Raw genomic sequence first — 25,605 nt, forward strand, 5'->3', positions numbered from 1 at the left:
TCAGATGATCTCGAGCTCGGCGCGCAGGGCGCCGGCGCGCTTGAGCGCTTCGAGAATCGCGACCAGATCGCCCGGCGCCGCGCCCACGGCGTTGACCGCGCGCACGATCGATTCCAGCGACGTGCCGCCCTGGAACATGAACATCTTGCCGCCGTCGGCGGTCGCGCTGACCGTCGATTGCGGTACCACGACCGTCTGGCCGCCGCGCGAGAACGCTTCGGGCTGGCTGATCGCTGCGCCCTCGACCACCGAAACGGTGAGTGAGCCGTGCGACACCGCCGCCGGCAACACCGCGACCATGCCACCCATGACGACGGTGCCGGTGCGCGCATTGACGACGACCTTGGCCGCGGCGGTGCCCGGGCTCACGTCCAGCGATTCGAGCTGGGCGAGAAAGCCGATGCGATCCATCGCCGGCGGCGTGATCTCGATGGTCACGCCATCGATCGCCTGCGCGGTGCCGATGCCGAAGTTGCGGTTCACCGCTTCGACGATGCGCGAGGCGGTGGTGTAGTCGAACTGGTGCAGGTTGAGCGTCACCGTGCCGTCGGCGCTCTGGGCATTGCCCGGCACCGCGCGTTCGACGATCGCGCCGTTGGGGATGCTGCCGCCGTTGGGGGCGTTGACCGAGATGCGCGAGCCGTCGCGGCCTGCCGCGCCGAAACCGCTGACGACCAGCGTGCCCTGCGCGATCGCGTAGATCTGCCCGTCGGCGCCGCGCAGCGGTGCCATCAACAGCGCGCCGCCACGTAGTGAACCGGCGTTGCCGATCGACGACACGGTGACGTCGATCGTCTGGCCCGGCTTCGCGTACGGCGGCAGTTCGGCCTGGATCGCAACCGCGGCGACGTTCTTGAGCTGCGGGTTCACGCCCGGCGGAATCGTCACGCCCAGCTGGTCGAGCATCGTCTTGAGACTCTGCACGGTGAAGGGCGTCTGCGAGGTGCGGTCACCGCTGCCGTCGAGACCGACGACGAGGCCATAGCCGACCAGCGGATTGCCACGCACGCCGGCGACCTGCGCCAGGTCCTTGACGCGTTCGGCGTGCACCGGCGCGGCAGGCAGTGCGAGCACCACGGTGCCCAGCAGCGCGGCGAAGAACGTGACGGCGCGCGAGAGGAAAGTCGGGGAAACGGAAGACATGTCGGCAGGCCTCAATAGGGCGCAGCGGCGGAATTGAAGAAGCGACCGAGCCAGCCCATCGCGTTCGAGCGCGCCATCGCGCCGCGGCCGCCGTAGACGATGCGGGCGTCGCCGACGCGGTCGGAGGTCACGCGGTTGTCGGGGCCGACGTCGGACGGACGCACGATGCCCTGCACCTGCACCAGCTCGTCGCCCTGGTTGAGGCGCACCTGCTTCTCGCCGGCGACGCGCAGGTTGCCGTTGGGCAGACGCTCGATGACGGTGACGGTGATGTTGCCGGCGAGCGCATTGCTCTGCGTCGAATTGCCCTGGCCGTTGAAGCCGCGCTTGGCTTCCACTTCGGCTTCGAGCACGTTGCGGCCGTTGAGCGTGACGTTCTGGCCGAACAGCGTGGGCGCGCCCATGCCGATCGTCGAATTCTTGCTGATGCCGGTCTGCGCGTTGCTGCGCGCGCTGGTGCTCTCGACCAGCACGACGGTCAGCAGGTCGCCGACTTCGCGCGCCTTGTTGTCCTGGAACAGGCGGATGCCCGGATTGCCGCTGCCGTCGGTGGCGCCGGCGAAGATCGAGCCGCCGCCATCGCCCGATACCGGCTGCACGTACGCCGCACGGGGACCGTAGGCCGCCGTCGCCGCGGCCGGATGCTGCGGGAACGGCACCACGTCGCCGACGAAGCTCGCGCAGCCCGACAACGGCAGCGCAGCGAGCACGAGAGTGGGAAGCAGCAGGCGCATGGTCGCGATCACAGGTTGTTGTTGAGGTAGCCGAGCATCTGGTCGACGGTCGAGATCGCCTTGGCGTTGGTCTCGTACGCGCGCTGCGTCTCGATCATCGACACCAGTTCCTCGACGGTGTTGACGTTGGAGCTTTCCAGCGAGCCCTGGATCAGCAGGCCCGCGCCGCTCTCGCCCGGCGCGCCGGTCTGGGCCGGGCCCGAGGCGGTGGTTTCGGTGTAGAGATTGCCGCCCAGCGACTGCAGGCCGGTCGGATTGACGAAGTCGGTCAGGGTGAGCGCGCCGATCTGGGTCGATTCGTTCGAGCCGGCCTGCTTGACGCTGATCGTGCCGTCGGAGGCGACGGTGATGCTCTGCGTGCCCTCCGGAATCTGGATGCCGGGCTGCACCGGGTAGCCCTCGTTGGTGACCATCTCGCCTTCGGCGTTCATCTGGAACGCGCCGTCGCGGGTGTAGGCGCTGCTGCCGTCGGGCATCAGCACCTCGAAGAAGCCGCGGCCGTTGATCGCCACGTCCAGCGCATTGCCGGTCTGCGACAGGTTGCCCTGCACGAAGGACTTGGCCGTCGTCGCCACGCGCACGCCGGTACCGGTCGCCATGCCGCTGGGCAGCGTGGTCTGTTCCGAGGACGCGCCGCCGGGCTGGCGCTGCACCTGGTACAGCAGGTCTTCGAAGTTCGCGCGGTCGCGCTTGAAGCCGGTGGTGTTGACGTTGGCGAGGTTGTTGGAAATGACCGCCATGCGCGTCTGCTGCGCGTCGAGGCCGGTCTTGGCGATCCAGAGTGCCTGTGTGGTCATGGCGGTCTATTCCTGAAAGTGGGATCAGCGCGAGGACAGCAGTGAATTGGACGAACGCGCGGACTCGTCACCGGCCTGCAAGACGCGTACCTGCATCTCGAACTGGCGCGAGAGCTGGATCATCGACACCAGCGCACCCGTCGCATCCACGTTGCTGCTCTCCAGCACACCGTTCTGCAGCACCGCGCCTGCGGCCGGCACCGGCGCCGGACGGGCCGCGCTCGCGCGCAGCAGGCCGTCTTCGCCGCGCACGAGATCGGCGGTCGTGGTCTCGACCACCTGCAGCCGGCCGACCTGGGTCATCGACGAACGCGGCGAACCCTGCGGAATCACCGACACGGTGCCGTCGGCGCCGATCTCCATCCCGTCATTGGGCGGAATCGCCATCGGCTGGCCGCCCGCATCGAGCAGCTGCAGTCCGGTGCCGGTGGTCAGCAGACCGTTCTGGCTGACCCGCAGATCGCCCGCGCGGGTATAGGCCGTGCCGCCGGTCGGATCCTGCACCGCGAACCAGCGATCGGCATTGAGCGCGACATCCAGCGGGCTGCCCGTCGTGCTGAGTGCACCGGTTGCATTGCTCACCCCGACCACGCGCTCGGCCGTGGCCACCCGCGACGACAAACCGTCGCCTGTGACCGGCATCGCAGTCGTGGCGCTCAGGGTGGCGCGGAAGCCGACGGTGTCGACGTTGGCGAGGTTATGGGCGACGTTCGCCTGCGCGCGCAGCGAGGCGCTGGCGCCGGTCATCGCGATGTAGAGGGCTTTGTCCATGGAAGTGGACGTGCAAGGGCTGTGCCGCGGGGCGGTTCAAAGCCCTCTCCCGCGTGCGGGGGAGGGTTGGGTGGGGGCAAACCCCACGCGCGCGCGATCGCTGGTCTGCTGGCGGGCCGAGACGGCCCGAGCGAACTTCAGCCCGGACCATCGGGATCAGAAGGACATGCGCACCGGCCAACGCCAGCACCTCGCCCGACGCCTACGCCGAGCGCTCACGCCTGCCGAGCAGGCGCTGTGGCGTCATCTGCGAGGCCGGCAACGCTGCGGCGTCCGCTTCCGGCGGCAGCATCCGATCGGTCCGTTCGTGGTCGACTTCGCCTGCCTGGTGCCCGCACTGGTGATCGAAGTGGACGGCGGTCAACACGGCGGCTCGCGAACCGACGCCGTTCGAGATGCGTTCCTGCGACGGCGGGGATTCCACGTGCTCCGGTTCTGGAATCACGATGTTCTGCAGAATCCGGACGGCGTCTGCCGGGTGATCGATGCCTGGCTGGAGAGTCGCGACGTGCGCATGCGCTGAGCCCTCCCCCCGCTTGCGTGGGGAGGGTTGGGTAGGAACGGACGGTGGGCCGTCGGTAAAAGCCGGTGAGTGCGCATGATTCGGCGCGCGAGACTTCCGTCCCGCGATCTGGACCTTCGCCCCCATCCCGGCCTTCCCCCGCAGGCGGGGGAAGGGGCAGATCGATGGCCTTGCCGCCGTCTCGCTCGATCGAGGCGAGGTGTCAGCCCCTCATCAACGCAGATTGATCACCGTCTGCGTGATCTGGTCCTGCGTCTGGATCATCTGCGCATTCGCCTGGAAGTTGCGCTGGGCGGTGATCATGCTGACCAGCTGTTCGGTCAGGTCGACGTTGGACGCTTCCAGCGCGCCGCCCTGGACCAGGCCGAACTGCGAGGTGCCGGCGGCGCCGCGCAGCGGCTGGCCGGATTCGAAGGTCTCGGAGAACGCGTTGTCGCCTGCTTGCTGCAGGCCCTGCGGGTTGGCGAACATCGTCAGCGCGACCTGGCCGAGCGGCTTGGAGACGCCGTTGCTGTAGCTGGCCTGGACCACGCCCTCGGCCGAGACCGTGATGCCCGACAGGCTGCCGGTGGCGTAGCCGTCCTGGGTCAGCTCCGACACGGCGAACTTCTGGCCGTACTGCACGGAGTTGCCCAGTTCCAGCGACAGCGTCATCGGGCCGGCGCCGCCCGGCGGCGTGTGGGCGGGCAGGGCGATGTTGCCGCCGGCCGGCGAGATCAGCGCACCGGTGTCGGAGTACTGCAGGGTCTGCGGACCGCCGACGTTCACGCCGTCGATCTGGGTCTGCACCGTCCACTCGTTGTCGTTGGCGGTCTTGGTGAAGTACAGCGACTGCGAGTGCGAGGCGCCCAGCGAGTCGTAGACCGTCACCGACGTGGTGTGGGTGTAGGTGGTCGGGTCGGTCGCGTCGAACGGGGTGTTGGTGGGCGCGGTCGCGTTGCCCGGCAGGGTTACGCCCACGTTGACCTTGGTGCTGACCTTCGGCGGGGCATCGCCGGTCGCCAGCTGCAGGTCGTTGAGCTTGCCGGTGTTGAAGCTGCGGCCGTCGCCGGTGGGCGCGTAGACCTGCAGGCGCTGGCCCGAGGGGTTCACCACGAAGCCGTTGTTGTCGGTGGTGAAGTTGCCGGCGCGCGAGTAGACCGTCTGGCCGTTGTTGGACAGGGTGAAGAAGCCCTGGCCCGACACGCCCATGTCCAGCGCCTGGCCGGTGAAGTCGATGTTGCCCTGGTTGAACTGCTGGGCCACGCGCTGCAGGCGCGAACCGGCGCCGACGGCGTTCTTGGCCAGGCCGTAGGGCGAGACCGCGAAGACGTCGCCGAACTCGGCGCGGCTCTGCTTGAAGCCGATGGTGTTGGCGTTGGCGATGTTGTGCGAGGTGACGCTCAGATCGGACGAGGCGGTGTTCATGCCGCTCAGGGAAATACGGAAGCTCATCGGGATTCTCCGGAGGAGTCGGGTACGGGTAAGGAGGAAGAGGCGGGAGCGGCGGTCAGCCGATGCGGCGGACGGCGGCGAGCGAGTGGCTGCCGATGCCGGCCATGTTCAACGTCAGGCCGCTGGCCTCGATGGAGACGCTCTCCACCTTCGCCTTCACGCGCACCGACAGGGCTTCGCCCGTGCCGGCACCGTCGGCGGCGCTGCCCGCGACCGCCTTGATCGTGTAGGTGCCGCCCGAGGCCGGCACGCCGGTGTCGGTCAGCCCGTCCCAGTCGAACGCGGTCGCACCGGCGGCCGAGGCCTGCACGGTCATGCGCCGAACGGTGGTGCCGCCCGAATCGACGATCTCGATCGTCTGCGCGCCGGCGCGGGTCGCCTGGATTTCGCCGCTGAGCGGCGCGCCGGCCGCCAGCTGCACCTTCGAGGTTTCCACCAGCGCGTCGTGGCCGACGAGGCTCGCTGCACGCAGGGTCTGGTCGGACTCCATGACGCTCGCCATCGAGCCCATCGCCGTCTGCATCTGGTCGATGCCCTGCACGGTGGAGAACTGCGCCAGCTGGCCGAGGAACTGCTGGCTGTCGAGCGGCTTGAGCGGATCCTGGTTCTTCAGCTGCTCGGTCATCAGGCGCAGGAAGTTCGCCTGGCCCAGCGCGCCGGTCGAGGTCTCGGCCGGCTTCTGCTGTTTCGTGAGGCCGAGGCCTGCGAGGGTACTGGTGTCGACGGTGGCCATGGTGGCGGTCTCGGAGGGGCGGGCCGTCAGCGGCCCATGTTCAACGTGGCCAGCGCGGTTTCCTTCGCGCTGTTGAAGACCTCGACGTTCGCCTGGTAGCTGCGCGAGGCGGAAATGAGGTCGACCATCTGCGCCACCGGATCGATGTCCGGCGCGTAGACGTAGCCGTTGCCGTCGGCCAGCGGATGGCCCGGCTCGTAGCGCTTGATCGGCTGCGCCTGGCTGTCGAGCACCTGGGTGGCGCGCACGCCCTGCAGCGCCGGATTGTTCCCGACCTGCTCGGTGGTGAAGACCGGTTGCTTGGCGCGGTAGACGGCGTTGGGATCGCCCGACACCGAATCGGCGTTGGCCATGTTCGAGGCGACGGTGCTCAGTCGCACCGACTGGGCGTTCATCGCCGAACCGGCGACGTCGAAGATCGGCAGATTGCTCATGGGTGCGGTCCTTACTGGCCGGTGATCGCGGTCAACATGCCGCGCACCTTGGCCTCGACGAATGACAGCGAGGCGCGGTACTCGAGCGAGGCCTGCGCGAACGCCGCGTTCTCCCGGTCGCCGTCGACGGTGTTGCCGTCGAGGCTGGGCTGGCTGCTCGGCCGGAGGAAATGCGCGTTCGTTGCCGCGGTGGAGATCGCATTGCCCTGTTCCAGCGGCCCGCCGCGCTGCGCCGCCAGTGCGGCATTGAGGGCCCCGTTGAAATCGAGGTCCTGCGCCTTGTAATGCGGCGTGTCGGCGTTGGCGATGTTGGCGGCCAGCAACTGCAGACGCTGCTCGCGGACTGCGAGCGCGGTGCCGTGGATGCCTAGGAAGTCGGCCATGCTGCCCTCCAATGGGCGGGGTGTCGTTCCGATCAGGCAAGCCGCGTGCCAGAGGCGGTGCGACGGGCTTGCCGAGGCGTGGCGGGTTGGAGCGGGCGGGTGCTTCGATGTCCGGGCCGGCGGTGTCGGGTTTCTGTCGCGGCCATGGTCTGCGCGCGATTGCCATGACGCATCCGGGGTAGGTGCAACCGGCGTTCCCCGTGTTCTTCTCCCGTCATCCCGGCGCAGGCCGGGATCCAGCGCCTCGGCGTTCAGCCATCAGGCAATGCAGTCACTCAGCGCTACAGACCACGTCACTGGATGACCAGCGATGCGCGCTGTTGAGCGGCGCCTCCTACCTGCGCCGGAAGACGGCAGATGCGGGCGAGACGACCAGCTCCGGCACATCCCTTGCACCGCTCCCGCGCATGGACACTCCGCGCGCCCGATTCCGATCCGTCTGCCTGCTCGCCGCCCTGTGGCTGGCCTGCGCGTCACCCGTTTCCGCCGAATCCGCCATGCAGCCGCTCGACGCCATCCGTGCCGCTGCGCTGCAGGCCATCGGCGGCCCCGAGGCCACCGGCGAAGCTCGCCTCGACTCGCGCCTGCGTCTGGCCGCCTGCAGCCAGCCGCTCGAAGCCGTCGCCACCAGCTCACGCATCGCCCAGGTCCGTTGCGGCGATGCGCCCGGCTGGCGTCTGTACGTCCCGGTCACGCTGCGCCGCGAGGCCGATGTGGTCGTCGTCACCGGCCCGGTCCGCGCGGGCGAGCCGATCGATCCGGCGAAGCTGAGCGTGCAGCGCCGCGAGGTCGGGCATCTCGACGGCGCGGTCTTCAGCGATCCCGCCGAACTCGCCGGCCGCATCCCGGCCCGCGGTCTCGGTGCCGGCAGCGTGCTGACCGGCAACGACGTGCAGGCCGGGCAGCCGGTCAGGCGCGGCGATCCGGTCGTGCTGGTCTCGCGCGCAGGCGGCGTGGAGGTGCGTGTGCCCGGTGTCGCGCTGGGCTCGGCGCGGGTCGGCGAGCGGGTCGCCGTACAGAACAGCGGCTCGAACAAGGTGATCCGCGGTCGGCTGACGCCGGAGAGCGGCGTGGTCGAGGTTGTCCTCTGAGCGCCGTCTCCGGAAGCTGAACGTGTCATCACAACTTCGCATCGCGCGGGGCCTCAAGTTCCGCCGAGGGTGGCCGTTATCGTGTTCGTACCGAGAACGAGGAGCCTCCCGATGACCCACAGGATCGACGCACCGCCCCCGGCGGTCCGCGCGGCGGAAGCCACCGCACTGTCGTCTGTCGGCCGCAGCGGTGCCCCGCGCAACGAACCCGTCGCGGCGACCGCGGCGGTCGACCGCGTCATCCTGACCGGCGACGCCGAAGGACTGCAGGCCATGGGACGCGAACTGGGCACCGCACCGGCGGGCATCGACATGGCCCGCGTGAACGCACTGAAGGCGGCGATCGCCGACGGCAGCTACGCCATCGACGCTCCGACCATCGCCACCCGCATGCTGGGCCTGGAACGCCAGCTGGAGGGCGCGCGATGAGCACCGTCGTCCAGTCCGGCGCCCTCGACGCCCTCGAAGGCGCGCTGCAGGCCGAACGCCAGGCGCTGCTCGACAACGACGTCGTCGCCCTGCTGGCCTCCACCGAAGCCAAGGTCCGCGCGCTGCGTCAGGCCGAAGCCGCCCCGCCGGATCTCTCCGTCGCCGACCGCATCGCCGCCCTGCGCATCCTCAACCAGGCCAACAGCGTGCTGCTGTCGCGCCGTCGCCGCGAAGTCGACTGGGCGTTGCGGCACATGGGCCGCACGGAATCGACCGGCACCTACGGCGCGAACGGCTACACCGGCACCCGCGCGCAGGCACGGCAGTTGGCGGTTGTGTGAGGCGCGCTCTGCTCTGCTTCTTTTCGAAGGCCCGCGAAAGCGGGCCTTCTGCTTTAGGGGTAATCAGGGTTTTGACGTTGTGTCCGCCGCACTGCTCGCACAGCCCGTTGCCGCAGCCCGTCGCGCACGAAGCCTCACGTCCGTCATCCCAGCGAACGCTGGGCTTTCAACGGACGCATGTCCGGTCATCCATTCTGATCTTTCTTTTCGCCTCGGCTCTGGTTTTTTTGGCTTCGGCTTTGGCTTTGTGCCCTTGATTTCAATCGAGCCGTAAAGCGAGCCGAGCATCGCAGGGCGGCGGGGTCGAAGAGCAGCCCATGTCTGAGCGCAGCGAGTTTGGGCTGCGTGCCCCGTCGCCCGAGAAGCGCAGGGGACCGCCGCGGCTGTATCGCGGCGGATCGCGTCCGGCGAAGACGGTTTTGCTTACTTTTGCCAAGACAAAAGTAAGCCGCGCGACAGCGCGGAAGCCCTGTACTTGATCTTAGCTTCTGCGATTAAATCTTCTGCTTCGAATATCAAGGTCGCAAAGCGACGAGCGACGAAGCGCAAGCAAGTGCAGAGCTTTCTCCCGCTGCGCGTGCGAGTCCCTTTTGGATGGACCCAAAAGGAACCAAAAGGTCCCTTCGCTGGACGCGAGCCGATGCGATGGAGCCGCATCGGTGCCCTGCGCGCCTCGCCTGACGCGGCACGCAGCCCAAACTCGCTGCGCTCAGACACGGGCTGCTCTTCGGCCACGCCAGGCTCCGGTGCTCGGCTCGCTCTACGGCTCGATTCGAATCAAAAGCTGGAAGCCAGAGCCAGAGCCAGAGCCAGAGCCGCACAAGTGTGCGATTCCGCACACTCCACAGGCCCGCCATCCCCCCGCGCTAGACTGTGCATCCCTGTCCGTTGCCAAACCCCTTATGCGATCGAAGCTGGATGTCCGCCGGTTCCTGCCGGCACTGCTGCTCGCCCTGCTGGCCGTTGGTTGCCAGCGCGAATCCGGAGACCAGACCGCCGTGACCACCGCGACCGGTCCTGCGCCCGCCGCCGTCGACCGCGACGAGCATTCCTACGCCGAGCCCGACAAGGTCGTCACCGAAGACCTGGCGCTCGACATCGCGCTGGACTTCGATGCGAAGACCATCGCCGGCACCGCGACTTACACGCTGCAGTGGAAGGATCAGTCCGCCACGCAGCTGGTGCTCGACACGCGCGATCTGACGATCTCCAAGGTCGAAGGCGAAGCCGCCGGCGGCCAGTGGCAGCCGCTGCAGTACGCGCTGGCGCAGGCCGATGCGACGCTGGGCAGCAAGCTCACCATCGAAACGCCCGCGCGGAACGCCAAGGTGCGCGTGACCTACATGACCTCGCCGGATGCGTCGGGCCTGCAGTGGCTCACGCCGGAGATGACCGAAGGCAAGCAGCTGCCCTTCATGTTCAGCCAGTCGCAGCAGATCCACGCGCGTTCGTGGGTGCCGCTGCAGGACACGCCGGCGATCCGCTACACCTACACCGCGCACGTCACCGCACGTCCGGACGTCATGGTGCTGATGAGCGCCGACAACGATCCGGCCGCGCAGCGCGACGGCGACTACAGCTTCAAGATGCCGCAGAAGATTCCGTCGTATCTGATGGCGATCGCCGCCGGCGACCTGGTGTTCAAGGAAATCTCGAAACGCAGCGGCGTCTGGGCCGAGCCGGCGATGATCGATCGCGCGGTGGCGGAATTCGCCGATACCGAAAAGATGATCGCGACCACCGAGCAGCTTTACGGTCCGTATCGCTGGGAGCGTTACGACCTGCTGATCCTGCCGCCGTCGTTCCCCTACGGCGGCATGGAGAATCCGCGTCTGTCGTTCATCACCCCGACCGTCATCGTCGGCGACAAGTCGCTGGTCTCGCTGATCGCGCACGAGCTCGCGCACAGCTGGTCGGGCAACCTGGTGACGTTCTCCAGCGCCAAGCACGGCTGGCTCAACGAAGGCTTCACCAGCTACGTCGAGAACCGCATCGTCGAGTCGCTGTACGGCAAGGAAGTCAGCGACATGGAGTACGTGATCGCGCGTAACTCCCTGCGCGAGAACATCGCGTCGATGCCCGAAGCCACGCAAGCGCTGGCGGTGAAGCCGGACGTCGCACTCGATGCCGACGACGCGCTGAGCGCGGTGTCCTACGACAAGGGCGCGTGGTTCCTGCAGTTCCTCGAGCAGCGCTTCGGCCGCGAGAATTTCGACGCGTTCCTGCGCGGCTACTTCGACCACTTCGCGTTCCAGAGCATCACCACCGAGCAGTTCCTCGCCTACGCCAAGGAGCACCTGTTCGACAAGTTCCCCGACACCGTGACCGACGCCGAGATCCAGGAATGGGTCTACGCGCCGGGCATTCCGGGCTACGCGCCGCAGGTGATGTCGCGCAACTTCGGCATCGTCGATTCGGCGCGTCTGGCGTGGCTGGGCAGCGCGCAGCTGCCGCCGCGTCAGATCACCGACGCGTGGTCGACCCAGGAGTGGCTGCACTTCCTCGAAAGCCTGCCGCCGACGCTGACTGTCGAACAACTGGCCCAGCTCGACGAGGCCTACACGTTCACCGGCACGGAGAACGGAGAGATCGCAATGCGCTGGTATCCGCTGGCGGTGCGCAGCGGCTATACGCAGGCGAACGAGGCGTTGGCCGAGTTCACTGCGCGCGTCGGCCGTCGCAAGCTGATCATGCCGATCTACACCGCGCTGGTGCAGACCGAGCCGGGTCTCGCGCTGGCGAAGCAGATCTTCGCGACCGCGCGTCCGGGCTATCACCCGATCACGACCGGTTCGGTGGAGAAGCTGATCAACGAGGCGAAGCCCGCACCGGCACCCGCTCCGGCACCGGCCAAGTCGCCTGCGGCCGATGCGGCCGCGCCTGCCGATCCGGCGGCGCCGGCACCCGCCAACTGAGGCGATGCAGGCATTGAGCCATCCGTTCGCGGCCGCCCTCGTGGCGGCCGCGTGCGTTGCGGCCATCGGCATCGCCGCATTCGCCTGGGTGTTGTTCCGCGAACCGCGGCAACTCATCCGCGCCGAGTACGGGCGCCAGCGTCGACGCCTGCGGCTGACCGTGCATCGCGCGCGCATCGACGGCCTGCGCTGGTGCTGGACCGAACGCGCGGGTCTTGATGCATCCGCGCCGACGCTGGTGATGCTGCACGGCTACACCGGCAGCAAGGAGAACTGGTACCGGCTGGTGCCCGAACTCGATGCACGCTTCCGTCTCGTGATGCCCGATCTGCCGGGCTGGGGCGACAGCGAACGCATCGCAGATGCAGACCATGGCTTCGTCGCCGAAGCCGCGCACGTCGCCGCGTTCCTGCGCCATCTCGATGCAGGCCCGGTGGTGCTGCTGGGGCATTCGATGGGCGGTGGCATCGCCGCACTGGTCGCCGCGAAGTATCCCGACCGCGTCGCGCGCGTCGGTCTGCTCGATGCAGCCGGCGTGCACTTCGAGGACAACGCCTTCGGGCTTGCCGTGCTCGACGGCCGCAATCCCTTCGGCATCGAGGACACCGCGTCGATGGAGCAGTACCTGTCGGTGCTGTTCCACGAGCGCAGCGCACGGCCGCCGTTGCCTTGGCCGGGTGCGATCGCATTCGTGCGTCATCGCCGCAAAGAGGCCGCGTTCGAACAATCGGTGCTCGATCGCATCGGCCGTAGCGACGAACGCTTCGCGCCCGGCGATGCGGCCGGCGACATCCGGCAACCCGCCGTGCTGATCTGGGGCGCACACGATGCGGTGATCGATCCGAGTGCGATGGCCCTGTACGCTCAACGCATGCCGCAGGCGCGTCAGGTCCTGCTCGACCGCAGCGGCCACATGACCCTGATGGAGCAACCGCGCGACGTCGCCGACGCGGTGCACTGGCTGATCGAACGAGGAACGCCCGCATGACATCCCGACACCTGCTCGCCACTGCACTGCTCGCCACGCTGCTGCCGTTGACCGCCTGTCAGGACCGCGAAGCCCAGGCCGCCGCCCAGGCGCAGGCCCAGGCCGCCGCTGCGGAAACGCAGGCCGAGGCCGGCGAGCGCGACTTCGAAGCCGCCGTCGCGGTCGAGAACTGGGCGCTGGCGAAAGCGCAGGCCGACGTGTTGCTCGCCCGCTATCCCGACACCGCCGCCGCGGAGCGCGTGCGCGCGAAATTCGACGACGTCGCGGCCAAGGGCGAGGCGGTGCGCGAAACCGCGCGCACCCAGGCGCTGTGGACTTACAACACCGCCAACGTCGAAGGCGGCGAACAGCTGTCGGCGGCGATCTACGCCAAAGACAACATCGATGTCGACGGCACCGGTGCGAAACGCGTGCAGCTGATCTTCCGCGACCACCCGTCCTGGGGCCGCAGCAGTTACCTCGTACTGCAGACCGGCGACTTCGACTGTTACCCCAGCTGCCGCGTCAACGTGCGCGTCGACGACGGCGAACCCCGCCGCATGGCCGCCAACCGCCCCCAGACCGATGAAGCCATCGCCATGTTCATCGACGACGAACGCGCGCTGTGGCGCCTGCTCGACGGCGCGAAGACGGTGTCGATCGAGTTCCCGGTGAAGGCGGGCGGTACCCGGACGGCGGTGTTCGAAGTCGCGGGGCTGGACCGGGCGAAGATGCCGAAGTGGGGATGAACCGGAAATCGGCGTCATCGCAAGGCTCGCCGGGCATCAGCAGCTGAAGTGCGCGCCGATCTGCCATTCCGTCATCCAGCGAACGCTGGAATGACGAGGGCAGAGGTCTTCGTGGAGCCCCGGAAATTAGCTGCCGTCATTCCGGCGAAAGCCGGAATCCAGCGACTTACGCTTTCCAGTCTTCAAAGCGATCAGGCAGACACAACGCAGAGCCGAAATCACTGGATGACCAGCCATTCGGCTGTTGAAGAGCACCTCCGGCGTTCGCCGGGATCACGACAGGTTTTGACGAGGACAGGCATCAGCGCAAAGCCGACGCCTTAGCGGCAATTCGCCTGCGCCACCGACAACCGTTGACCCGCCGCATTCCGCTCCCGCGTCGCCATCCGCTGCTGCGCATCGCGCTGCGCGCGCAGGCCGCTCTGATCCGTGGGATCGCGCGCATCGCCACCGCGTGCAGCGCGCTGGGTTTCGATCGCCGCGGCGCGCCGCTGTGCGCTCGCCACGCGGGCGTCGCTGATCGGCTGGATCGCGCGCGAGGCCGCCTGCACGCAGCGCTCGTGCGCGGCATCGCGCGCCGCGTTCGCGCCGACATGCGTGGGCAGGCGCGGCGAGGGTTCCGCCTGACGCAACACGGGCGCAGCACGCGGCGGCGGATCGGCCGGATTGCGCAACTGCTGCGCGAACGCAGGCGACGTCGCGGTAGCGATCAACAGCATCAGCAGAAGTGCAATGCGCATGGGGCTGTCCGGGTGCACGCGGAACACCGCGTTCGAACGTCCTAGATGCCGTCGCGACGCAGGCAGGTCAATGCAGCGCGGTCCACGGGTTCAGGCGCGGGCCGGTTGCCGCATCCTCACAGCGCGCGGCGACGCCCGTCCTGTGTGTCGTGCGGATCGAGACTCGCCAGTGGCGCCGGCGGTTGCGCCGGCACTTCGGCCGGCATCGCCACCGGCTCGCGCGCGCCATCGAGCATGCGGGCGCGCCGCCAGCCGCCCCAGCGGTAGTACCCGATCGACAGCAGCATCGCGAGCAGCGCACTGGCCGGGAAACTCCACCAGATCGCATCCACGCCGAGGGTCGGCTGCAGCAGCGTCGCGAACGGCACGCGCACGCCCCACAGCGTGACCGCGAGGATCACCAGCGGCGGCATGACCGCGCCGGTGGAGCGCACGACGCCGAACAGCACGAAGGTCACGCCGAAGAACAGGAACGACCAGATCGCGATGCGGTTGAGATGGCGCGCGGTCCCCAGTGCGACGCTGGCATCGCCGAGGAACAGCGACAGCGCGGCGCGGTCGAGCAGCAGCAACAGCGCGATCAGCCCGCCGGTCATCAGCACGTTGAAGCCCACGCCGGTGGCGGCGATGCGGGACACGCGGTCCCAGTGCCCGGCGCCGACGTTCTGCGCCGCCATCGTCGAACACGCAGCGCCGATCGCCATCGCCGGCATCTGCACATAGGTCCACAACTGCAGCGCGGCGCCGTAGCCCGCGGTGGTGTCGACGCCGTGCGCGTTGACCATGGAGATCATCGCGATCATCGCCGCCGACAGCATCACCATCTGCAGGCCCATCGGCAGGCCCTTGGCGAGCAGCGCACGCACGATGGTCCAGTCCGGTCTGTAGAGATGCCGCTCGGTGCGATGGATCCACAAGCGGTGTTTCCGATGCCGCAGCCAAGCGAGAAGGGCGGTCAGGCCGAGCGCATTCGCGACCAGGCTGGCCAGTGCCGCGCCGGCCATGCCCATTGCCGGCAGCGGCCCGACGCCGAGCATCAGCATCGGCACCAGCACGATGTCGAGTGCGACCACCAGCAGCAGGAACAGGAACGGCGTGCGCGCATCGCCGGCGCCTCGCAGGATCGCCGACAGGAACGCGAACGCGTACAAAAACGGCACCGCGAGGAAGATCAGTTTCAGATAGGCATCCGCATGCGGCAGCGCATCGGCGGGCGTGCCCATCCACAGCAGCACGTGGCGCGACAGCGGCAGGCCGACCAGCGCGACGAGCACCGATGCGGTGAGAAAGAACGTCGCGCTGGTACCGATCACGCGCTTGGCGCCCGGCAGATCCTCGCGACCGATCGCCTGCGCCACCAGGATTGTCGCTGCCATGCCCACACCGAACACCGCGCCCAGCAGCAGGAACAGGATGTTGTTGGCGTTGGCGATCGCCGCCAGCGCGCCCTCACCGAGGAAGCGCCCGATCCAGACCGCATTGACCGAGCCGTTGAGCGACTGCATGACGTTGCCGCCCAGAATCGGGAGCGCGAACGCGAACAGCGTGGGGCCGATCGCACCGCGGGTCAGATCGCGTGGACGGGCGGGGGTGTCGGCAGGTCGGCGTCGCGGCATCCGCGCATTCAATCGGGAAGAGGATCGCGGCGTGGTGAGGATGGGGCTGCTTTCACGCCCGCGGCTGTCCGCCCCTTTCCCCGCGCGCGGGGAAGGACGGGATGGGGGCACACCCTCAGCTCGCGCAATAAAGCACCGCTCGCCACGCCCGCGCCAGGGCTCGATCTCCCCGCATCGGAAGGGCGCCCCCACCCAACCCTCCCGTGCACGGGGGAGGGCTTCAGCCCTGCGACGGCCGCGCGGCGTGCCTTGGGCCGCGAACTGTGACCCATGCACGCTGGGGCACCCCCCATCTGTCGCGCGGGCGCAGACGCTTGGACACTGCAGACATCCGGGAATGCGTGCCCGACCGATCCAGGAGCCTGCCGTGAGCGTCAACGCCGTCTCGTCGTCCGAAACCACCAACCGTCTGCAGGACCTGCCGCCGCCGGGCGAGGCCACGCCGTCCTATACCGCGCAGCGCGGGGACACGCTCTCGGAGATCGCCAAGGCCCATGGCGTCAGCCTCGAAGGTCTGCTGGCGGCGAATCCGCAGGTGAACAATCCAGACGTCATCTATCCCGACCAGTCCATCGCATTGCCCGCCGGCACCAAGCCGTTGAGCAGCGACACGGCGCCGGTCAATGGCGCGGCGCCGGCGAACGCGACCCAGGGCACCTACACCGGCGGCCCGCTGGATCGCACCCAGCTCGCCCAGCTGTTCCACGAAGCGGGCTTCCGCGGCGAGAACCTGGTCAGTATGGTCGCCATCGCAATGCGCGAATCCACAGGCGATCCGGCCGCGTTCAACGGCAACGCCGCCACCGGCGACAAGTCCTACGGCCTGACCCAGATCAACATGATCGGTGCGATGGGGCCGGAGCGCCGCGAAGCCTTCGGTCTGAGCTCGAACGAACAACTGTTCGACCCGCAGACCAATGCCCGCGTCGCGTTCGAACTCTCCAACAACGGCACCAACCTGTCGCCGTGGGGCGCCTACAAGGGCCTGGCGAATACCTACAACACCGACGTGTCCGCCGCGCGCACGGCCGTGGCCGACGCGCAGGCGCAGGGCCTGCTGGGCACGCCGTTCAACGGCGGCGCGCGCACCGATGGCACCGCGCCGGTGCAGCAGAACGCACCGGCTTCGGCCACGCCGACGCTGGAACGCAACGACCGTGGACCGGCCGTCACTGATCTGCAGACCCGTCTGGCGGCCGCGGGCTTCAGCCCCGGGACGGCCGACGGTATCTTCGGCGCCCGCACCGAGGGTGCTGTGCGCAGCTACCAGTCGAGCCGTGGCATCGAGGTCGACGGTGTGGTCGGCCCGAACACCTGGGCCCAGCTCAATGGCGCGCCCGCGGTCGAGAAGCCGCCGGCCACCGAACCGGTCGCGCCGGGTGAGGTCGCCCGGGTCACCGACGGCCCCAGCAACGCGCGCATCGCCGGCCTGCATCCCGAACTGCGCGGCCAGGCGGCCGAGTTCGTCAATCGCGTCGAACAGGAACTGGGCATCACGCTGCGCGTGACCCAGGGCTTCCGTACCTACGCCGAGCAGGATGCTTTGTACGCCCAGGGCCGCACCACGCCGGGCGACATCGTCACCAATGCGCGCGGTGGCTACAGCAACCACAACTTCGCCACCGCCTTCGACGTCGTCGAAGTGCGCCCGAACGGCAGCATCAACTGGAGTCCCGACTGGGACGCCATCGGCCGCATCGGCACCGACATGGGTCTGGAATGGGGCGGCAACTGGACGACCTTCGTCGACCGGCCGCACTTCCAGCTCGATACCGGCCTGAGCACCGCGGACATGCGCAGCCGGATTGCGAACGGCAACGTGGATGCGGACGGGTTCGTCAATCTGCGTTGATGTGGCGTTCCAAGTTGCAGCACCTGACAGGGCGCCGGGAGGCGCCCTGTTCGTGTCCGGGTTCGCAAGCCCATGTTGCGATCAAAAGAAATGGCGGTCGGCGTGGGCAGCACGCGCACCTAGGGCCGGCCCGGGGCTGACGCGGCGGCCGGGACGCGGTTTCATTCCGCCCAAATGCCCGAAGGACTGCGCCTCCCATGACCTATACCGTCAACAACGGCGAAACGCTCGCCAGCATCGCCGCTGCGCGCAATCTGCAGCTTCAAGACCTTGCCGAGGCGAATCGGCTCGATCCGAACGCGGAACTGGAGGCTGGCCAGGAACTCGCGATCCCGGTCGACGCGGAGCCCGCAGGCCCGCAGCTGAGCGCTGCCGAACGTACCGATGCGGCGCTGGCGGATTACCAGCAGGCTCTGGCGGAATCGGCGCGCCTGCCCGGACCGCTCGCCACCACACCGTCTGCGCGCAGTGCGCTGGATGCGGCCGTCACCGCTGAACTCGCGCCGGTCGTCAACGGCGTGGACGCGCGCATCCCCGGCGCGCCGACCAGCCAGCAGACCATCGCCTCGATGCGCGACACCCTGCTCGCGCGGCACGCCGATGATCCTGCCGCGCAACAGGCGCTGTCGCAGTCGATCGATACCTTCGCCACCGAACACCGCGCCGATGTCCTGGCGCAGACCGATGTCTTCGGCAGCAGCGTTACGCCGGGCGACCGCCTCACCGTGCTCGGCCAGTCGCTGGCCAGCGAGTCGCCCGCCGTGGTGACCGAGCTGTTGCAGCAGCCGTCCGTGCAGGCGCGTCTCGAGGCGGCCGCCGAATGGGTGGGTGAGCCCTTCGAGGGCGTCGACGACCGGGATGCAACCACCAATCCCCTGTTCGCCGAGCAAGCCGCGCAGCGGCTCTCGGATCTCACCGATACGCTGCCGCCGGAGATGGCGGCCGCGCTGGTCGAGCGCAGCATGCCGACGATCGAACGCATCGCCGGCGTCGAAGGCGTCTATGCCGGCTCCGGTGCCTACACCGATCTGTCTCGCGCAGTCGGCGCGATGGGCGATGCCCCGGGCGCAGGTGCTGTCGCCGACCAGGTGGCCGAAGCCTTCCTGCCGCAGGTCGAGAAATGGAGCGGCTTCTTCATCGATCCCAATACCGGCATCCTTCGCAATGCGGTCGCCAATGGCGCATCGCCCGAGCTGTCGATCGCGCTGGCCGGCAGGCTGGAAGCAGCCGGCAAGCCCGACGAGGCCGGCGCCGCGTTGCGCGCTGCCGCCCAAGGCACGTACACCCTGCAAGCGGATCTCAACAGCACCGTCGAGGCCTACGCCGAGCACACCGAAGAACTGCTCACCGTGCTCAACGACACCGGCGACAACCTGTCGCCCGAGCAGCGCCAGCAGGCGATCGATGCTTACGTCGCCGGCAAGGGGCCGGAGTGGCAGGCGCGGCTGGAGGAACTGCAGGCGCAGATCGCAACCGATGGCGGCACACTGCTCGACAGCATGGCCGCGCTCCACGACCTGCCGCCGGAACTCGCCAGCGCCGGGCAGGGCATCGATGCGATCCTGAGCGGCATCGCGGGCGACGAGACCACGCAGGGCAGCCTGTCATTCGCGTTGTCGCTCGATCCCACGCTGCTCGCAGGACCGCAGGCCGGCAACCTTGCCACCTTCCTCGCCGACGAAGGCCAGAAGGGCAGCGATTTCCTCAAGAACCTCGCCAACGCCTACGTCAACAGCCAGCTGATGCCGGCGATCGGCGCGATGAATCCGAACGATCCCGCGAGCGTGTCGCGCGCGAACGCGGCGATCGGCGATCTCGAGCGCAACGGTGCGCGCCTGTTCGGCATTCCGCAGACCGAGATCGACGCCGGTGTGGCGCGTCTGCGCAGTCTGTCGGACACGCTGTCCGATCCGGGCGCGCGTCTCAGCCCGGGCCAGGCATTCGAGTCGGTGCAGTCCTTCAGTGACGCGCAGCGCGACCTCACCGCGCTGCGCGATACGCAGTTCAGCTCCGGCCCGGCCGCGATGGCGTTCCGCACGCTGGCGCTGGGCATGTCCGGCGCGGCGTTCCTCACCTCGGCGCAGACCACGATCGACAACCCGAATGCGCAGAACGCGATCGGCACGCTGGCCTACTCGGTCGGACTGGCGCAGGACGCGACCGCGTTCGCATCGACGATCGGCGCCATCAACGCCGAAGGCCGCGCAGCGCAGTGGGGCACCGGCGCATCGTGGGCCGGCCAGTTCACCGCGAAGTTCGTCGGCGTGCTCAACACCGCCTACTACGCCGCAGGCGCGATCGACCAGTGGAGCCAGGGCAGCGTGCCCGGCGTGCTGTTCAACGCCGCCGGTGCGGGCGGCGCGATCATGACCGTGCTCGCCGCCAACGGCACCATCGGCGCTTGGGGTGGCCCGGTGGGCGTCGGCGTGATGATGATCGCCACCGGCGGCGTCGCGCTGGTGCAGTACCGCCAGGACATCAACGCGCGTACCGATCTCGCCGAACAGTTCTATCGCGACGCCGGCATCGATGCGTCCATCGCGGAGATCCTGGGCAACGAAGCCTCGGAGACCGCGAACATCCTGCGCGACGGCCTCGATCTGTCGCCTGCGCAGATCCAGACGCTGGCGAAGGACTTCCCGGAGGTGTTCTGGTCGCCGCCCGAAGCCGCCGGCACCGTCGCGGTCCTGCAGGCAAACGGCATCGGCGCCAACGACGCGCATGCGTTCCTGACCGCAGCACGCGCGGACGACGCGACGTTCTTCCAGCGCTTTGCAGACCATTACAACAACCGGCCGTCGAACAGCGAGGGCACATTCGACGCCAACACGCGCCAGATGGTCGAGGACTCGTTCCCGAGCGCAGCCGAGATCGCGCGCGAAGCCGCGCCGGAACTGTTCGGCGAGAACGCCGAAGAGCGTGACCAAGCCGTGCGCGACTACGAGAACCTGCCGACGGGTGACCCCGCGATGACGGGCAACCTGTTCAAGGACACCAGCGATACCTATCGCGCCGAAATCGTCCGCCAGCTTCAGGAAGACGGCATGCTGGATGTGTTCGTGGAGAACATGGCCACCAGCCACGCCTACAACGGCTGGCCGGAGGCTGCACGCGACGGCATCGAGGCCGCGCGCGACGAGGGCGTACTCAGCGACGAACAGGCGGCGACGTACCTGTCGCAGCTCGGCTTCTGACGCGATTGGCGCGTCTTGCAGGTGGAACTCAGGAGGGCCTGCGATTGCAGGCCCTTCTTCGTTGAGTCGGTGACTCAAGTGAATCCGGCACCGGAAATTGGCGGAGGTAGGCAGGTCCGTAGATCACCCGTCACGCCTCTTCCTGCTCGCAGTAGATGTCGAACCAGACCGAAACGCGTCGGTCCGCAAGAAATCGCATGAGGTCGGGTTCCAGTTCGAACTCGCGGTTGGAAGTCGGCATGTTGAGGCCGAAAGTCAGCCGGGTCCGCCCGAGCGCAGCGACTTGATCCCAGACAGCCAGGTCGAGGGGGAGCCCTTCGAACAGAAGTCTGATCACCTCCGAGATGTCCCACTCGTCCGTCTGGGATGGCTTCAGGTCGCGAGCCCATCGGCCGAACCGAGGCGGCGCGCGCCCTGTTCCGTCTGGCCTGCGCAGCGGCACGCCGCAGCGCTGCGCGCGCGTCGGCGCATGTTCGAGCAGGCGCGTGATCTGCTCAGGATCGAGATCGTCTCCGCTGACCTGAAGCGACGTAGAAAACCAGTCAATCGGCCCGCAGAGCTGGATGGTGCCTTCAGGCACTCCGACAGGGGGGATGGCCTGGGTTGCTTCATGTGGGCTGCCGCTTGAGGCAAGTCGTGTGGGAGGACGTCATCGGTTCGAACGACATTTCATATTTCCTTTAGCAGCTCGCGCGTCTCTCGCATCGTCTAAAGGCAATCAGCCTGCTGCGTCGCGCCCAAATAGCGGTTCCGTGATCGTATTGAAGCAGACCCTCCGGCATCAATGCGCTAGTTGGAGCAGGCTGGCAAAGAGTCGATAAGTGAACCTGACCCCGTTACTCCGGTCTAACGAGCAAGCAGAGCTTCCCGAACAACGAGTAGCTCTTCAGCGCAGCCCGCCGGGTCTGGCCTGATCTCGAAGCGATCACCCGCCGGCCATGTTGCCTCAACGACGAAATTGCGGCCGCCCAACTCAAAGCGGCAAAAAGGCTTGTCTCGCAGCCAAGAGAGCAATCCCGGGGCTTGAGCTACCCGCGCGCCAGGAATAGCCGCGATGGTGCGACAGAGACGTGCCCTGCCGATCCGCGACGGAACCTCTATTGACCAAATCCGACCCGGCTTTGGGCAGTTGTCATAAACCTTCATTGCAGAGCCTAACGATTGAATTAAGCCGCGCCACGAAGTGGCGTCGGCTTGCATGATTGGTTAGGCGACGGCCAAGGTTGCGCCAGCTGCCACTAGGATTTTGAAACGCTAGTATCGTCCGCGCGGATTTGCCAGCGGAAACTGAGAAAGGCGCCGGCTACAACGACAGGGATTGCAACGAACCATTCAGCAAATCCCGGCAACAGCGTTACGACGAGCCAGCAAATGACAGCAGTAAGGGCGAGGCCGATGTAGAGCCGCCACGACAGAAATAGCTCGCCAAGCGACAAGAAGAAATCCACAAGAGCTAGCATTCCTTCCTCCGCCGCCTAACGCTTGAATTAAGCCGTGCCGCGAAGCGGCATCGGCTTGAATGAATTGTTAGGTGCCACCCGAAACAGCCCCAATAACCGGCTGCGCAGCCTGAAAGTTTGAGCTGGCATGATCATGCCAAGGATACATTCCGTCGAGAGATGGCCAAACAACCTGGTAAAGCGGAAAGCCGTTGCCATGGTAGTACCACCGACAGAAGCCAACATGCTCGTAGTACTGGGAGAGTGGCACCTCTACGAAGCAGCACATGTAGTCGTTAAGAAGAGCGTCCGTTGGTTTCGTGAGATCGATGGGTGCTCCGGATTTCGCAGCGTCCGCAGCGATACTGAGCATCTGATGAGCGACCTTGGCAGAGAGTCCGAAGATGATGAGCTCCGGGTGCCCATAGGTTTTAAAGAGGCCAACAGTGAACGCATAGCCGACGTGCTCCCCCTCGGGATGGATATTGACGCAGTGCCACCCAAAGTTGGCAATGTCATCAATGACTTTCTGCTCGCTTTCACTTTCCCCAGAAGTGCGAATCATCTTGTGCCACCTAATGTTTGATTTAATCCGCGCCGCGAAGCGGCGTCGGATTGAAAGAAATTTTAGTGCCCAGGTGACTGCACATGACATGAGTCAAAAGCGCTACAAACGAGCCGCAAATGATTGCCCAGAAGCCCAGAGATGGCTCAAAAGCAAGAACGAGAAATCCAGGAAGTACGCCTAGACTAAGCGCATGCGGCCAGCGAGCGAGATGCTTGCGAAGCAAGAGTAGGTAACCGGGAGAGCCGATGAAAAAAACTGGCAAGAAACCGATGATTAGGGTGTAACCGAACATTAGCTTGGCCGATTCTGCAGGAGACAGCAGCGAGTCTGCATAGCGTGTTGAGTCAATTGCCCCATAAACGGACATCCCGACAGCAACAATCAGCAGAGAAAGCAGTCCGGAAATCTCAACGAACAGAAGCTGGCGGAGAATTCTCATATGCCCTAACGCCAGAATTAAGCCGCGCCGCGAAGCGGAGTCGGCTTGAATGATTTGTTAGGTTGCGCGCGCCTCAGCTAGGCCGCGCAATCGACGCTCCAGCGAGTCTTTCAATTCCTTCATGTTCTTGAAGAAGATTACTGGATAATCTTTCAGATCGAACTCTAGGCGAGTGCCGTCCCGAGCGATATAAATTGGGGTTTTGCGAAGACCTTGAGCATAGCCAGCTTCATAGAAGACGTTTGGTCGCGAACCTGTTAGGTCAACGATCACGTACTCTGCCTTGCGTATTGACTCAAGAATTCTGTCGGTGATGCGCTCGTTCGAGTGCGGTTCGTCAACTCGCTCTGCGTTAATTCCGCAGCGCGTTGCAGCCTCTTTTATTGCATCAAGTACGTCTTCAAGCTGCGCATCCGCGGGATCAATAGGCATTGCGATGAATGCATAGCCCTTTTGAACCGGATCCGGTGCTGCAACCGCCGCAACAGATCTTGGCTTGGCCTGCGGCGCCTTTAAAGCACCGATTGTTTTGTCAATCATGTCAACGACGTGGCTCGTGAGATTCATGAGATACGGCGGGTTGAACATCATGGCGAAGGGGTCGACATTTCTCATGACGAGCCCACCTACTGCCGGCGGAGGTGAGATGGTCATTGTGTAGAAGCAATCGGCTTCGATCACCTCGCGTCGAACCCAAGCGGTGTTCTCGTTGATCCAGGAACGCGTCTCAGCATCATGATCACGTTGCCAATGGCCTAGCTGGGCTTTGTACTCTCGCAGCTTCTGGATCTTCTCTTCAGGTTCCACGATGTCTCCTAGCGACCTAACTAGTATTCGACCCCGGATGCGGGGTGTTGCGTCGAGTATGCGTCGGACATGAGTTAGTCGCAAAGGTGGTAGTTTTTTAAGGGAGTCAATGGCTTCCCGCATGCGGTCGGCCGTCGTGATTGAGAAGAGGCTGTGTTATCAGGCAAGAGCCGATGAGCCGTGTTATCGGACGAAATCGAGGTGTAACGCAGGTGGTCGGCGATCGGAACTAGAGTCAGACGGATCTGGTGGAACGCAGCGAGCCCCGTCATCCATCGCGACCAACTTCAAGCAAGAAAAAGGGCGCCCCGACGAGGCGCCCTTGTTTGATTCTTCGCAATGCAGCTTGAATCAAACGGTCGTCTTGCTCTCCAACGCATACCCGAACTGCTGCCGGAACTGCAGTGAGAACTCGGCGTAATCGAAGCGCTGGTTCTGCGTGCCGGGGTGTTCGACTTTCAATGCGCCCATCAGGTTGCCGATGCGGCCGATGGTCAGCCAGTCGCAGCCCTTTTCGATGCCGAACAGCAGGCCGGCGCGGAAGGCGTCGCCGCAGCCGGTGGGATCGGTCACGCGGCGCTCGTGGGCGGGCGGGATGTCGTGGGTCTGGCCTTCGGCGTGGATGACGACGCCCTTGGGGCCGCGGGTGCAGATGTAGGCCTTCACCTTGCCGGCGATGGTCTTTTCGTCCCACCCGGTGCGTTCCTGGAGCAGGTTGGACTCGTAGTCGTTGACGACGACGTAGTCGGCCAGCTCGATGAAGTTGCGCAGCTCTTCGCCGTTGAACAACGGCATCGCCTGGCCGGGGTCGAAGATGAAGGGAATCTTGCCGTCGAAGAATTCCTGCGCGTTCTGCAGCATGCCTTCGCGGCCGTCGGGGCCGACGAGGCCGATGGTCACGCCCGGCACGTCTTTCACGTGGTTCTCGTGGCTGCGCATCATCGCGCCCGGGTGGAAGGCGGTGATCTGGTTGTTGTCCAGATCGGTGGTGATGAACGCCTGCGGCGTGAACAGGTCGGGGATCTCGCGGACCTGCGACAGGTTGATGCCGTGTTCTTCGAACCACTCGCGGTAGGGGCCGAAGTCCTGGCCCACGGTGCCCATCGGGATCGGGTCGCCGCCGAGCAGCTTCAGGTTGTAGGCGATGTTGCCGGCGCAGCCGCCGAACTCGCGCCGCATCCGCGGCACCAGGAACGACACGTTCAGGATGTGCACCTTGTCCGGCAGGATGTGGTTCTTGAACTGGTCGGGGAACACCATGATGGTGTCGTAGGCCAGGGAGCCGCAGATCAGTGCAGACATCGGGCGGAAGCTCGCGCGGAAAGGCCGCACAGGGTACCGGCGCAGGGGGCGCGAGGCCAGCGCGGAGGCCGCTGCGGCGCGCCGCCAGGACCCGGAACAGCGGCCTACCGGGCGCGCAACTGGGGGTGCCCCGGGGCCGCGGGGAGGCCGCTTTTTTGCTAGGCTAATCCGCTTCGTTTCGCCTCCCTGCCGGACGCCCTCTCC

General features: G+C 66.6%; 24 protein-coding genes. 9 read left to right on the plus strand and 15 right to left on the minus strand.

Features of this window, described 5'->3' with window-relative positions:
- Genes V3391_RS15355 through V3391_RS15370 form a run of 4 tightly spaced genes read right to left on the minus strand, consistent with a single transcriptional unit; the run spans nucleotide 1 to nucleotide 3,445 of the window.
- Nucleotides 1-1,143: a flagellar basal body P-ring protein FlgI gene (locus V3391_RS15355; RefSeq protein ID WP_332079301.1), complete on the minus strand. Its 1,143-nt coding sequence runs from the start codon at nucleotides 1,141-1,143 to the stop codon at nucleotides 1-3.
- 11 nt (nucleotides 1,144-1,154) lie between these two features.
- Complete coding sequence (gene flgH / locus V3391_RS15360) at nucleotides 1,155-1,877, minus strand: flagellar basal body L-ring protein FlgH (RefSeq protein WP_232134109.1); 723 nt, start codon at nucleotides 1,875-1,877, stop codon at nucleotides 1,155-1,157.
- A gap of 8 nt (nucleotides 1,878-1,885) precedes the next feature.
- On the minus strand, nucleotides 1,886-2,674 hold the full coding sequence (gene flgG / locus V3391_RS15365) for a flagellar basal-body rod protein FlgG (RefSeq protein ID WP_332079302.1): 789 nt from the start codon (nucleotides 2,672-2,674) through the stop codon (nucleotides 1,886-1,888).
- A 24-nt stretch (nucleotides 2,675-2,698) separates the two neighbouring features.
- Entirely contained in the window at nucleotides 2,699-3,445 is a 747-nt protein-coding gene (locus V3391_RS15370) for a flagellar basal body rod protein FlgF (RefSeq protein ID WP_332079303.1), read from the minus strand.
- A 166-nt stretch (nucleotides 3,446-3,611) separates the two neighbouring features.
- Between V3391_RS15370 and V3391_RS15375 the strand changes: the two genes are divergently transcribed.
- Entirely contained in the window at nucleotides 3,612-3,968 is a 357-nt protein-coding gene (locus V3391_RS15375; RefSeq protein WP_332079304.1) for an endonuclease domain-containing protein, read from the plus strand.
- Between the two features lie 213 nt (nucleotides 3,969-4,181).
- Here the strand turns inward: V3391_RS15375 and flgE are convergent, their stop codons facing one another.
- The 4 genes from flgE to flgB are packed head-to-tail and all read right to left on the minus strand — an operon-like array spanning nucleotide 4,182 to nucleotide 6,964.
- The gene (gene flgE / locus V3391_RS15380) at nucleotides 4,182-5,402 is read right to left on the minus strand and encodes a flagellar hook protein FlgE (RefSeq protein ID WP_332079305.1); all 1,221 of its coding nucleotides are present in this window, start codon (nucleotides 5,400-5,402) and stop codon (nucleotides 4,182-4,184) included.
- 55 nt (nucleotides 5,403-5,457) lie between these two features.
- Nucleotides 5,458-6,135: a flagellar hook assembly protein FlgD gene (locus V3391_RS15385; protein WP_332079306.1), complete on the minus strand. Its 678-nt coding sequence runs from the start codon at nucleotides 6,133-6,135 to the stop codon at nucleotides 5,458-5,460.
- A 26-nt stretch (nucleotides 6,136-6,161) separates the two neighbouring features.
- Entirely contained in the window at nucleotides 6,162-6,569 is a 408-nt protein-coding gene (gene flgC / locus V3391_RS15390; RefSeq protein ID WP_332079307.1) for a flagellar basal body rod protein FlgC, read from the minus strand.
- A gap of 11 nt (nucleotides 6,570-6,580) precedes the next feature.
- Nucleotides 6,581-6,964 (minus strand): flagellar basal body rod protein FlgB, encoded by a 384-nt coding sequence (flgB, locus tag V3391_RS15395; protein ID WP_425497274.1) that lies wholly within the window; start codon nucleotides 6,962-6,964, stop codon nucleotides 6,581-6,583.
- 485 nt (nucleotides 6,965-7,449) lie between these two features.
- Between flgB and flgA the strand changes: the two genes are divergently transcribed.
- The 6 genes from flgA to V3391_RS15425 all read left to right on the plus strand — a co-directional run bounded on the left by flgA (nucleotide 7,450) and on the right by V3391_RS15425 (nucleotide 13,444).
- A complete protein-coding gene (gene flgA / locus V3391_RS15400; RefSeq protein ID WP_332079309.1) occupies nucleotides 7,450-8,043 on the plus strand; it encodes a flagellar basal body P-ring formation chaperone FlgA in 594 nt (197 codons plus the stop codon).
- 111 nt (nucleotides 8,044-8,154) lie between these two features.
- Nucleotides 8,155-8,472: a flagellar biosynthesis anti-sigma factor FlgM gene (gene flgM / locus V3391_RS15405; RefSeq protein WP_332079310.1), complete on the plus strand. Its 318-nt coding sequence runs from the start codon at nucleotides 8,155-8,157 to the stop codon at nucleotides 8,470-8,472.
- Entirely contained in the window at nucleotides 8,469-8,813 is a 345-nt protein-coding gene (locus tag V3391_RS15410) for a flagellar protein FlgN (RefSeq protein WP_332079311.1), read from the plus strand. Before flgM ends, V3391_RS15410 begins: the two co-directional genes overlap by 4 nt.
- A gap of 902 nt (nucleotides 8,814-9,715) precedes the next feature.
- Nucleotides 9,716-11,728, plus strand: a complete 2,013-nt coding sequence (locus tag V3391_RS15415) for a M1 family metallopeptidase (protein WP_332079312.1) — start codon at nucleotides 9,716-9,718, stop codon at nucleotides 11,726-11,728.
- Nucleotides 11,729-11,741: 13 nt separating this feature from the next.
- Nucleotides 11,742-12,716 (plus strand): alpha/beta fold hydrolase, encoded by a 975-nt coding sequence (locus tag V3391_RS15420; protein WP_332079313.1) that lies wholly within the window; start codon nucleotides 11,742-11,744, stop codon nucleotides 12,714-12,716.
- Nucleotides 12,713-13,444 carry a hypothetical protein gene (locus V3391_RS15425; protein WP_332079314.1) on the plus strand — a complete coding sequence of 244 codons (732 nt, stop codon included), beginning with the start codon at nucleotides 12,713-12,715 and terminating at the stop codon, nucleotides 13,442-13,444. Before V3391_RS15420 ends, V3391_RS15425 begins: the two co-directional genes overlap by 4 nt.
- Nucleotides 13,445-13,764: 320 nt before the next feature.
- Here V3391_RS15425 and V3391_RS15430 read toward each other — a convergent pair whose 3' ends face one another.
- Nucleotides 13,765-14,184 (minus strand): hypothetical protein, encoded by a 420-nt coding sequence (locus tag V3391_RS15430; RefSeq protein WP_332079315.1) that lies wholly within the window; start codon nucleotides 14,182-14,184, stop codon nucleotides 13,765-13,767.
- Nucleotides 14,185-14,300: 116 nt separating this feature from the next.
- Nucleotides 14,301-15,800 (minus strand): MATE family efflux transporter, encoded by a 1,500-nt coding sequence (locus V3391_RS15435; RefSeq protein ID WP_332079316.1) that lies wholly within the window; start codon nucleotides 15,798-15,800, stop codon nucleotides 14,301-14,303.
- A 367-nt stretch (nucleotides 15,801-16,167) separates the two neighbouring features.
- On the opposite strand from V3391_RS15435, the gene V3391_RS15440 reads away from it, so the two are divergent.
- Together V3391_RS15440 and V3391_RS15445 are read left to right on the plus strand one after the other, a co-directional pair.
- Nucleotides 16,168-17,652: a peptidoglycan-binding protein gene (locus tag V3391_RS15440; protein WP_332079317.1), complete on the plus strand. Its 1,485-nt coding sequence runs from the start codon at nucleotides 16,168-16,170 to the stop codon at nucleotides 17,650-17,652.
- Between the two features lie 197 nt (nucleotides 17,653-17,849).
- Nucleotides 17,850-20,846, plus strand: coding sequence for a LysM domain-containing protein (locus V3391_RS15445; protein ID WP_332079318.1), 2,997 nt, complete (start codon nucleotides 17,850-17,852; stop codon nucleotides 20,844-20,846).
- Nucleotides 20,847-20,976: 130 nt separating this feature from the next.
- On the opposite strand, the gene V3391_RS15450 is transcribed toward V3391_RS15445, so the two are convergent.
- From V3391_RS15450 to V3391_RS15470, 5 genes are all read right to left on the minus strand, one after another.
- Nucleotides 20,977-21,426, minus strand: coding sequence for a DUF4279 domain-containing protein (locus V3391_RS15450; RefSeq protein WP_332079319.1), 450 nt, complete (start codon nucleotides 21,424-21,426; stop codon nucleotides 20,977-20,979).
- 947 nt (nucleotides 21,427-22,373) lie between these two features.
- On the minus strand, nucleotides 22,374-22,850 hold the full coding sequence (locus V3391_RS15455; RefSeq protein ID WP_332079320.1) for a DUF4262 domain-containing protein: 477 nt from the start codon (nucleotides 22,848-22,850) through the stop codon (nucleotides 22,374-22,376).
- 22 nt (nucleotides 22,851-22,872) lie between these two features.
- Entirely contained in the window at nucleotides 22,873-23,292 is a 420-nt protein-coding gene (locus tag V3391_RS15460; RefSeq protein ID WP_332079321.1) for a hypothetical protein, read from the minus strand.
- A 57-nt stretch (nucleotides 23,293-23,349) separates the two neighbouring features.
- Nucleotides 23,350-24,099 (minus strand): hypothetical protein, encoded by a 750-nt coding sequence (locus tag V3391_RS15465; protein WP_332079322.1) that lies wholly within the window; start codon nucleotides 24,097-24,099, stop codon nucleotides 23,350-23,352.
- Nucleotides 24,100-24,450: 351 nt separating this feature from the next.
- Nucleotides 24,451-25,401 carry a carbohydrate kinase family protein gene (locus tag V3391_RS15470; protein WP_332079323.1) on the minus strand — a complete coding sequence of 317 codons (951 nt, stop codon included), beginning with the start codon at nucleotides 25,399-25,401 and terminating at the stop codon, nucleotides 24,451-24,453.
- Nucleotides 25,402-25,605: the final 204 nt, after the last annotated feature.

This window comes from Luteimonas flava (assembly GCF_036584485.1).
Lineage (GTDB): Bacteria > Pseudomonadota > Gammaproteobacteria > Xanthomonadales > Xanthomonadaceae > Luteimonas > Luteimonas flava.

Bases quoted from the DNA above. Each gene is read 5' to 3' on its own strand.
- V3391_RS15355 (WP_332079301.1), bottom strand. From the start codon at position 1,143: ATGTCTTCCGTTTCCCCGACTTTCCTCTCGCGCGCCGTCACGTTCTTC.
- flgH (WP_232134109.1), bottom strand. From the start codon at position 1,877: ATGCGCCTGCTGCTTCCCACTCTCGTGCTCGCTGCGCTGCCGTTGTCG.
- flgG (WP_332079302.1), bottom strand. From the start codon at position 2,674: ATGACCACACAGGCACTCTGGATCGCCAAGACCGGCCTCGACGCGCAG.
- V3391_RS15370 (WP_332079303.1), bottom strand. From the start codon at position 3,445: ATGGACAAAGCCCTCTACATCGCGATGACCGGCGCCAGCGCCTCGCTG.
- V3391_RS15375 (WP_332079304.1), top strand. From the start codon at position 3,612: ATGCGCACCGGCCAACGCCAGCACCTCGCCCGACGCCTACGCCGAGCG.
- flgE (WP_332079305.1), bottom strand. From the start codon at position 5,402: ATGAGCTTCCGTATTTCCCTGAGCGGCATGAACACCGCCTCGTCCGAT.
- V3391_RS15385 (WP_332079306.1), bottom strand. From the start codon at position 6,135: ATGGCCACCGTCGACACCAGTACCCTCGCAGGCCTCGGCCTCACGAAA.
- flgC (WP_332079307.1), bottom strand. From the start codon at position 6,569: ATGAGCAATCTGCCGATCTTCGACGTCGCCGGTTCGGCGATGAACGCC.
- flgA (WP_332079309.1), top strand. From the start codon at position 7,450: ATGCAGCCGCTCGACGCCATCCGTGCCGCTGCGCTGCAGGCCATCGGC.
- flgM (WP_332079310.1), top strand. From the start codon at position 8,155: ATGACCCACAGGATCGACGCACCGCCCCCGGCGGTCCGCGCGGCGGAA.
- V3391_RS15410 (WP_332079311.1), top strand. From the start codon at position 8,469: ATGAGCACCGTCGTCCAGTCCGGCGCCCTCGACGCCCTCGAAGGCGCG.
- V3391_RS15415 (WP_332079312.1), top strand. From the start codon at position 9,716: ATGCGATCGAAGCTGGATGTCCGCCGGTTCCTGCCGGCACTGCTGCTC.
- V3391_RS15425 (WP_332079314.1), top strand. From the start codon at position 12,713: ATGACATCCCGACACCTGCTCGCCACTGCACTGCTCGCCACGCTGCTG.
- V3391_RS15430 (WP_332079315.1), bottom strand. From the start codon at position 14,184: ATGCGCATTGCACTTCTGCTGATGCTGTTGATCGCTACCGCGACGTCG.
- V3391_RS15435 (WP_332079316.1), bottom strand. From the start codon at position 15,800: ATGCCGCGACGCCGACCTGCCGACACCCCCGCCCGTCCACGCGATCTG.
- V3391_RS15445 (WP_332079318.1), top strand. From the start codon at position 17,850: ATGACCTATACCGTCAACAACGGCGAAACGCTCGCCAGCATCGCCGCT.
- V3391_RS15455 (WP_332079320.1), bottom strand. From the start codon at position 22,850: ATGATTCGCACTTCTGGGGAAAGTGAAAGCGAGCAGAAAGTCATTGAT.
- V3391_RS15460 (WP_332079321.1), bottom strand. From the start codon at position 23,292: ATGAGAATTCTCCGCCAGCTTCTGTTCGTTGAGATTTCCGGACTGCTT.
- V3391_RS15470 (WP_332079323.1), bottom strand. From the start codon at position 25,401: ATGTCTGCACTGATCTGCGGCTCCCTGGCCTACGACACCATCATGGTG.